The organism is Pedococcus sp. P2_D9 (assembly GCF_056404275.1).
Genome location: NZ_JBFUEI010000018.1, coordinates 41,686 through 47,781 on the forward strand (window position 1 = coordinate 41,686; position 6,096 = coordinate 47,781).

Sequence of the window (6,096 nt, forward strand, 5' to 3'; positions counted from 1 at the left end):
TGCCGATCTCAACGAGATGGCCTTCAACGCTAGCGACCGGTGCCGGGCATGTCAGCCAACACAAGTGCGCCCAAACCGGTGGCAACCGGGCGAGCCGGACGCGGTGGCAGGCTCTGGAGCAGGCTGACCTCGTCGCTCATGGCCGAGCTGACCTCGCGCAGCAGCTGCTGGATCTCGGTGGCGCCCCAGTCGTACGCGGCGATGCGGTCGCTCACCTCGAAGAGCTGCAGGGACAACGCGTCGCGCCTCGCCTGGTACCCCGCGAGGGCGATCGCCTCCGGCTGGTCCCCCGCCCACGTCGAGAGCAGGGCGTCGGCCAGCAGCTCCGCGTCACGCAGGGCGTCGGTCATCCCGTGAGTCGTGATGGGGTCCCGGAAGTAGCCGGCGTCACCGACCAGGGCCCAGCCCGCGCCGTGCGAGCGACGGATGTGGCCGTGCTGACCGCTCCAGCCGTGCAGCCGCCCGTCCAGCGTCGCGGCCCGCAGGCGGCGCCGCAGTCGCGGCGCCGCCGTGCCGAACAGCTCGGCGAAGGCTGCCTCCGGACCGTTTCGGCGCACCTGCCGCAGCCGCGCCGGGGACGTCCCGACGAAGACGTTGGTCTGTCCGTCGTTGGTCGGGATGAGCCCCGCCGCGGTCCCCGAGCCGTAGGCCCATTCGTAACCCTCAGTGGGCATTGAGTCGAAGTACCCGTAGAGCACCGCTCCGCGCGCCCGCGAGCGCCGCTCGACGGCGGCGTCCACAGCGGTGGCCACCGTCGACCTGATCCCGTCGGCGCCGATCGTCAGCTTCCCGTATGCCGTGAACGTGCCGTTCGCGGCGTCCACCCCGCGCACCCCCGTCACCCTCCCAACCGTGTCGGTGAGCACCTCGGTCACGGTGACCCCGTGCCACACCTCGGCTCCTGCCTGCGCGGCGGCGTCGACGAGGATCCGGTCGAGGACCTGGCGACGTGGCGCGTAGAGGGCGGTCACGCCCTGGCTGGCGCGGATCGAGATCCGGACCGGGGCGGCGTCCGGGTAGTGGAAGAGCGTGCGGGTGACCGGGGGGGTGCCCGCCGCGACGACGTCGTCGAGCAGGCCCCACCGGGACAGCTGCAACACCCCGGCACGCATGAGGCCGTGCGTCGACAGGGTGTCGGAGCCGTAGGGGCTTCGTTCGAGGAGCAGCACCTTCGCCCCGGCCCGGGCGAGCAGAAGGGCGGTCGAGGCGCCCGCCACGCGGGCGCCCACGACCACGGCGTCGTAGGTCTTCACGACGCCCACCCCTCGAGCCGCTCGTCGAGGGCTTCGGGGCCCTCGGCGGATCCGGACGAGGCGCCAGACGCGGCGCCGGACGCGGCGCCGGCACCCGCGCTCGCTCCGACGAGGTCGGAGACCACCATGGCAGCGTCGTGCCTCGCGCCGTCGACCATCCCCGAGTCCCGCCGGTGCTGGAACCGCTGCCCGACGACGTACACGCCCGGTGCCTCGGTGCGGCCGCGGTGCTGACGGATCGAGCCGTCGGGTGCGCTGATGGGCAGCTTCAGCCAGGGGTGGCTCTGCGTGTAGCCGGTGGCGAGCAGGACGGTGCCGATCCTCTCGGCCGCGAGGTCGAGGGTTGTCGGATTGCCTTGCAGCGCAATGCTTCGTGGACGCTCGGCCGGCCAGACCTCGCTGACCAGGCCGCTCTCCTCGATGTGCCGGTCGGCGACGTCGAGGAACCGGTGCATCCGGTTGTCCGCGCTACCCACCGAGTCGAGGAGGTCGTCGGCGAACCGCACCTTCTGCCCCTGCGCCTCCACGAGGTGACCCGCCAGGCGGACTCCCCGGGCCTGCAGGATGCCCAGGTCGAGGTCGCGGGGACCACTCTGGTGCCCCCTGCGCCCGACGAGCTGCATGGACGGCTCGCGTCGCGCAGCGTTGGGGTCGCGGACCTCCTCGATCGTGCGAGCGGTCCGACCGGTGCGTTCCAGCCACCAGTAGATGTCCATGCCGCGATAGCGGCGCGGCATGCGGTTGTGCCGCCCCACGGCCACCACGACTTCGCGGCCGGCAGCAGCGAGCTCGTCGGCGATCTGGACGCCGGAGGCTGACGCGCCAACCACCAGCACTCCGCCTGCGGGGAGCTGTCGGGGGTTGTGGTAGGCGGCCGCGGTGGTGAGGTGCACGCCAGCGTCCAGATCTTCCACCGCCGCCGGCATCCGCGGCTGGCCGCCGGGCCCGGTCGCCACGACCACGTGACGAGCAAGCCACGTCGCGGAGTCGGTGACGACGCGGTAGCCCTCCCCTGCGGTGCTCACCTCCACCACCCGCACACCGGACAGGACGGGCGCACCGAAGCTCGCGGCATACCTCTCGAGGTAGCGCACGAAGTGGGAGGCGCTCATGAAACCGTCGGAGTCGGTGCCGACGTGGACCCACCCGGGGAGGCGGGCCATCCAGTTCGGGGTGAGCAGGTGCAGCGAGTCCCAGCGGGCCGTGCGCCAGCTCTCGGCGACGCGGCCACGGTCGAGGACGACGTGGTCGCGGCCTTCGAGGGCGAGCAGCCTGCTGACGGCGAGGCCTGCGTGACCGGCGCCGATGACGACGGTGTCGATGGCGGACATGGTGGTGCTCCTTCTGGTCGCGCCCCGGGCCGGGATCGCCGGCCCGGGGGCGTTCCCGGGGTGGTTCGTTCAGCCGGTCACGACGGTGACGGTGACGGGCGTGGGGTTGGTGATGACGTCGTAGACGGCGGAGCGGCGGCGCGACTGCTCGACAATGCCGCGCAGCGTCTCGTCGTCCGCGTCGCCCTCGATGTGGAAGGTGACGCGGATGTCCTGGTAGCCGTTGCGGACCGAGCCGTCGGACAGGCCCAGGATGCCGAGCAGGTCGATGTCGCCCTCCACGGTCGAGGTGACCTTGGTGAGGGTCACTCCCCTGGCGGCGGCGATGTTGGCGATCCCCGCCGTTAGGCAGCCGGCCAGCGCGTGGAGGAGGTACTCCACGGGCGTCGGGGCGTTGTCGGCGCCGGTGAGGACGACCGGGTGGTCGGCGTCCACGACGGTTTCGGTCTTGTGCACCAGCTCCTGGCCGGCGCCGTAGAACCCGTGGATCCGCGACTGGCTGTGGGCGCCGGACAGCCAGGTGTTCTCGGCGCGGAACTGGAACGTCGCGATGTCGTTCTGCCCCTTGATCGCGTCGAGGGTGGCGAAAAGCGTTGCCACGTCGACGCCGTTGAGGGGTGCCCGCGTTGCGTATGCCGTGTTGCTCATGGTGTTTCTCCTCCGGTGAGCCCTTCGTCGGGCTCGGTTGTTGTTGTGAGGAGAGACGCTAGGAACGGCACCTTCCGCGAACCTTGCGGCGGCGTTCTCGGAGCGCGGCCCGGGCGGAAGGTCGCGGGAAGGCCCCGGGGTCACCCTCCTTGGCACCCAACCAAGGAGATGAAATGTCTGAGCTGACAACGCTTCTGCTCGAAGAGCAACGCCGGGCGGCCAAGGAGGCCCTTCACCCGGCACGGCAGATGGCCTACGAGCTGGCGCTCGCGAAACGGCTCGAGGGCCGTTCGCACTGGTGGTCCCGGTGGTCGACCCCCCTGTGGACCGGGTGGCCGAGCGGGAGTTCATTGAACAACGTGACCGCACGCCGCGCTGAAGGGCGGATGACCCCTAGTGAGGCCGAGTGCTGACGGGGCCCCCCAGAACGCGATCGGCTCCCGGGCGACTGATGCCCGGGAGCCGATCGACTGGTCGGTTGAAGGTCAGCCGACGGCGGTCACCACGAAGCTCACGAAGTGGTTGTCGCTGCCGTCAGCGCTGCGCACGTCGAGCCGGACGCTGCCGTCACCGGTGATCGGCCCGCAGAGGTTCTGGTCGATGATCATCTGACCGCCCGGCACCAGGGCCTGGACCATCGGGATCGGGCACCCGTTGCCGACGCCGGACCCGGTGGGGAACGTCCCCGCCGGGATGTGGATCTGCCACGAGCCGGTGCCCACGTGCGTCACCGTGAAGGCAGCCGTGCCCGACCAGATCGCGAGGCTGGCTCCCTGGAACTCACCGGCGAACGTCTTCGGGGCGTCGTTGCCAGCGGGTCCCTGAGGACCGGTGGGTCCGGCCGGTCCGGTTGCACCGGTTGCACCGGTTGCCCCGGTCGCACCCGTTGCACCCGTGGCGCCCGTCGGGCCTTGGGGACCCGCGGGGCCCTGGGGGCCGACGGGTCCGGTCTGGTTCCAGGCGAGGGTCTTCTCGGGGTGGCGGCAGTTGGTGCCGGCCGCGACGACCCGGAGGTTGCCGTTGGTCTTGTTGTAGCAGGCGTGAATGACTCCGTCGGAGCCCGGGATGAGGCCAGCGGCATAGGCCGTGCCTCCAGAAAGTCCGAGGCCGACGACGGCGGCGACAGCGATGATGGCGGTCCGTTTGGTAAGACGCATAGTGGTCCCTCTCCGTGCAAGGCATGAAAAATGGCAGGAGTGAGAGAGGGCCCCACGACTGCCCCGCTCAGAAGTGGATCGAGTCGGCGTCCCCGTCCGATCCGTCGATGACCCCCAGCATGATCCGACGCCCTGCGGCTGCGTGGCTTATTTGTCGTTTCTTGACGTTCGGCTGTGGCTGGTGAGTTCTGAGGCGTCAACCGCGCCGTTTGTCACCGATCTTCGCGGCCCTTGCCCGGACGTATGCCGTTAGCTAGCGCGATGGCGGGAGGGCGGCAGCTTGCTGGTTGATCCAGTCGCTGGCTGAGCGGGGTGTGATGCCACGCTCGCGCAATGGGGCGTCATCCCAGGTGATCTCGGACTGGTCCATCATGACGCCGAGACCGATGACGCTCGCCATGGCGTCGCCACGACCGCCAAGGAGCCTCATCATCAGCCGCGCCACGGGCAGTGGCGCACGCCGGACTGTGATCGACCTGCCGGTCGCCCGCTCGGCGACAGCCACGCATTCGTTGCGGCTGATGGCTTCCGGGCCCCCGAACTCGATGAGCTCAGGCGGGGCGGACTCCGCGGCAACCGCCGCCACCAGGGCCGCGACGTCCTCGGTGGCGACCCATCGGTGCTTCGTGTCCCCTTTGCCGAAGGTGGCGACCTTGCCGGCCGTCAGGTCGAAGCGCCCCAGCGGCGCGAGGTGGAGCTCCTGGAACGCGTCAGGCCGAACGACGACTCTTCGCATCGGCGAGGTCGCGAGCCGGCGCTCGGTTGCGGCCTTTGCCCGTGCCATGGGCATGTCCGGCGACCCATCAAGGCCGGCATAGGAGACATAGACGAACCGCCGGACGGTGCTGCCTTCCGCAGCGTCGATGAGGGCGGCCATGCCCTGCTCCTCGACCTCACGGATCGTGGGCCCCTTGGCCCCCGCAAGCCGTCGGCCGATGACGGTCGCGCTGGCGACCACGACGTCGACTCCCTCGCAGGCCGCGTGCAGCGAGGCTGGCTCTGTCAGGTCGCCCTGAACGACCTCGACCCCGGCAGCGCGAAGGGCAGACCCGTCCGTGCCCGCCCTCACCAGGCAGCGAACCTGCTGGCCGGCGTCGAGGAGGCGACGCACGATCCGGCCGCCAAGGTCACCTGTGCCACCCACCACGAGGATCATCGAACGGCCTCCCTGGATCGCCTGTGATGGCATCACACGGTTCGGATCAGGATCGTCCCGGCCCACGACCAAGGTCAACCCGCCAGGGGCCCGCCCGACCACAGCCGGCTCTCCCATAGGTGACCGGCGGACAAGCATCCCTTCGCTTGGGCTAACCTTCCTCTCGCATGGCCTCGACTGCTGTATGTCCAAGCGAGTCTTACAGCGAGGGTTTCGGCCATACCCCGCCCTCGTAGCTCAGGGGATAGAGCACCGCTCTCCTAAAGCGGCTGTCGCCGGTTCGAATCCGGCCGAGGGCACATCAACCGTGTACGACTTCGCCTGATGCTTGACGTTTGGGCTTCGGTTGATGCCTGACAGTGTTTCGGTTGATGGTTGACACCTACTTCGGCTGATCCTTGACACTCCCTTGATGAGGGAGATGAGCGTGGCTGAGCAGCGGTACAAGGCGGTTCTGGCGGTCATCAGTGACGGCCGCACGGTGAAGGAGGTCGCGGCCGCCTGGTCGGTCTCGCGGCAAACCCTGCACGAGTGGTTGGCCAGGTACGAGC

General features: G+C 69.9%; 7 protein-coding genes and 1 tRNA gene. 3 read left to right on the forward strand and 5 right to left on the reverse strand.

Going from position 1 to position 6,096, the window contains the following annotated elements:
• Positions 1-29: 29 nt before the first annotated feature.
• The 3 genes from AC1DXJ_RS19850 to AC1DXJ_RS19860 all read right to left on the reverse strand — a co-directional run bounded on the left by AC1DXJ_RS19850 (position 30) and on the right by AC1DXJ_RS19860 (position 3,232).
• Positions 30-1,253 carry an NAD(P)/FAD-dependent oxidoreductase gene (locus tag AC1DXJ_RS19850; RefSeq protein WP_477637817.1) on the reverse strand — a complete coding sequence of 408 codons (1,224 nt, stop codon included), beginning with the start codon at positions 1,251-1,253 and terminating at the stop codon, positions 30-32.
• Positions 1,250-2,584, reverse strand: a complete 1,335-nt coding sequence (locus AC1DXJ_RS19855; protein WP_477637818.1) for an NAD(P)-binding domain-containing protein — start codon at positions 2,582-2,584, stop codon at positions 1,250-1,252. The genes AC1DXJ_RS19850 and AC1DXJ_RS19855 overlap by 4 nt, the downstream gene beginning before the upstream one ends.
• Positions 2,585-2,653: 69 nt before the next feature.
• Entirely contained in the window at positions 2,654-3,232 is a 579-nt protein-coding gene (locus tag AC1DXJ_RS19860; RefSeq protein ID WP_477616052.1) for an OsmC family protein, read from the reverse strand.
• 173 nt (positions 3,233-3,405) lie between these two features.
• On the opposite strand from AC1DXJ_RS19860, the gene AC1DXJ_RS19865 reads away from it, so the two are divergent.
• The gene (locus AC1DXJ_RS19865) at positions 3,406-3,645 is read left to right on the forward strand and encodes a hypothetical protein (RefSeq protein ID WP_477637819.1); all 240 of its coding nucleotides are present in this window, start codon (positions 3,406-3,408) and stop codon (positions 3,643-3,645) included.
• 72 nt (positions 3,646-3,717) lie between these two features.
• Here AC1DXJ_RS19865 and AC1DXJ_RS19870 read toward each other — a convergent pair whose 3' ends face one another.
• Positions 3,718-4,389, reverse strand: coding sequence for a hypothetical protein (locus AC1DXJ_RS19870; protein WP_477637820.1), 672 nt, complete (start codon positions 4,387-4,389; stop codon positions 3,718-3,720).
• A 253-nt stretch (positions 4,390-4,642) separates the two neighbouring features.
• Positions 4,643-5,545, reverse strand: coding sequence for an SDR family oxidoreductase (locus tag AC1DXJ_RS19875; protein WP_477637821.1), 903 nt, complete (start codon positions 5,543-5,545; stop codon positions 4,643-4,645).
• Between the two features lie 226 nt (positions 5,546-5,771).
• On the opposite strand from AC1DXJ_RS19875, the gene AC1DXJ_RS19880 reads away from it, so the two are divergent.
• Both AC1DXJ_RS19880 and AC1DXJ_RS19885 read left to right on the forward strand, forming a co-directional pair.
• Positions 5,772-5,844, forward strand: a tRNA-Arg gene (locus AC1DXJ_RS19880).
• A 113-nt stretch (positions 5,845-5,957) separates the two neighbouring features.
• The coding region (locus AC1DXJ_RS19885) for a helix-turn-helix domain-containing protein (protein WP_477616056.1) at positions 5,958-6,096 on the forward strand (139 nt) is incomplete at its 3' end.

Excerpts from the sequence above, each read along its gene's own strand:
- AC1DXJ_RS19855 (WP_477637818.1), bottom strand. The coding sequence starts at position 2,584 with ATGTCCGCCATCGACACCGTCGTCATCGGCGCCGGTCACGCAGGCCTC.
- AC1DXJ_RS19860 (WP_477616052.1), bottom strand. The coding sequence starts at position 3,232 with ATGAGCAACACGGCATACGCAACGCGGGCACCCCTCAACGGCGTCGAC.
- AC1DXJ_RS19865 (WP_477637819.1), top strand. The coding sequence starts at position 3,406 with ATGTCTGAGCTGACAACGCTTCTGCTCGAAGAGCAACGCCGGGCGGCC.
- AC1DXJ_RS19870 (WP_477637820.1), bottom strand. The coding sequence starts at position 4,389 with ATGCGTCTTACCAAACGGACCGCCATCATCGCTGTCGCCGCCGTCGTC.
- AC1DXJ_RS19875 (WP_477637821.1), bottom strand. The coding sequence starts at position 5,545 with ATGATCCTCGTGGTGGGTGGCACAGGTGACCTTGGCGGCCGGATCGTG.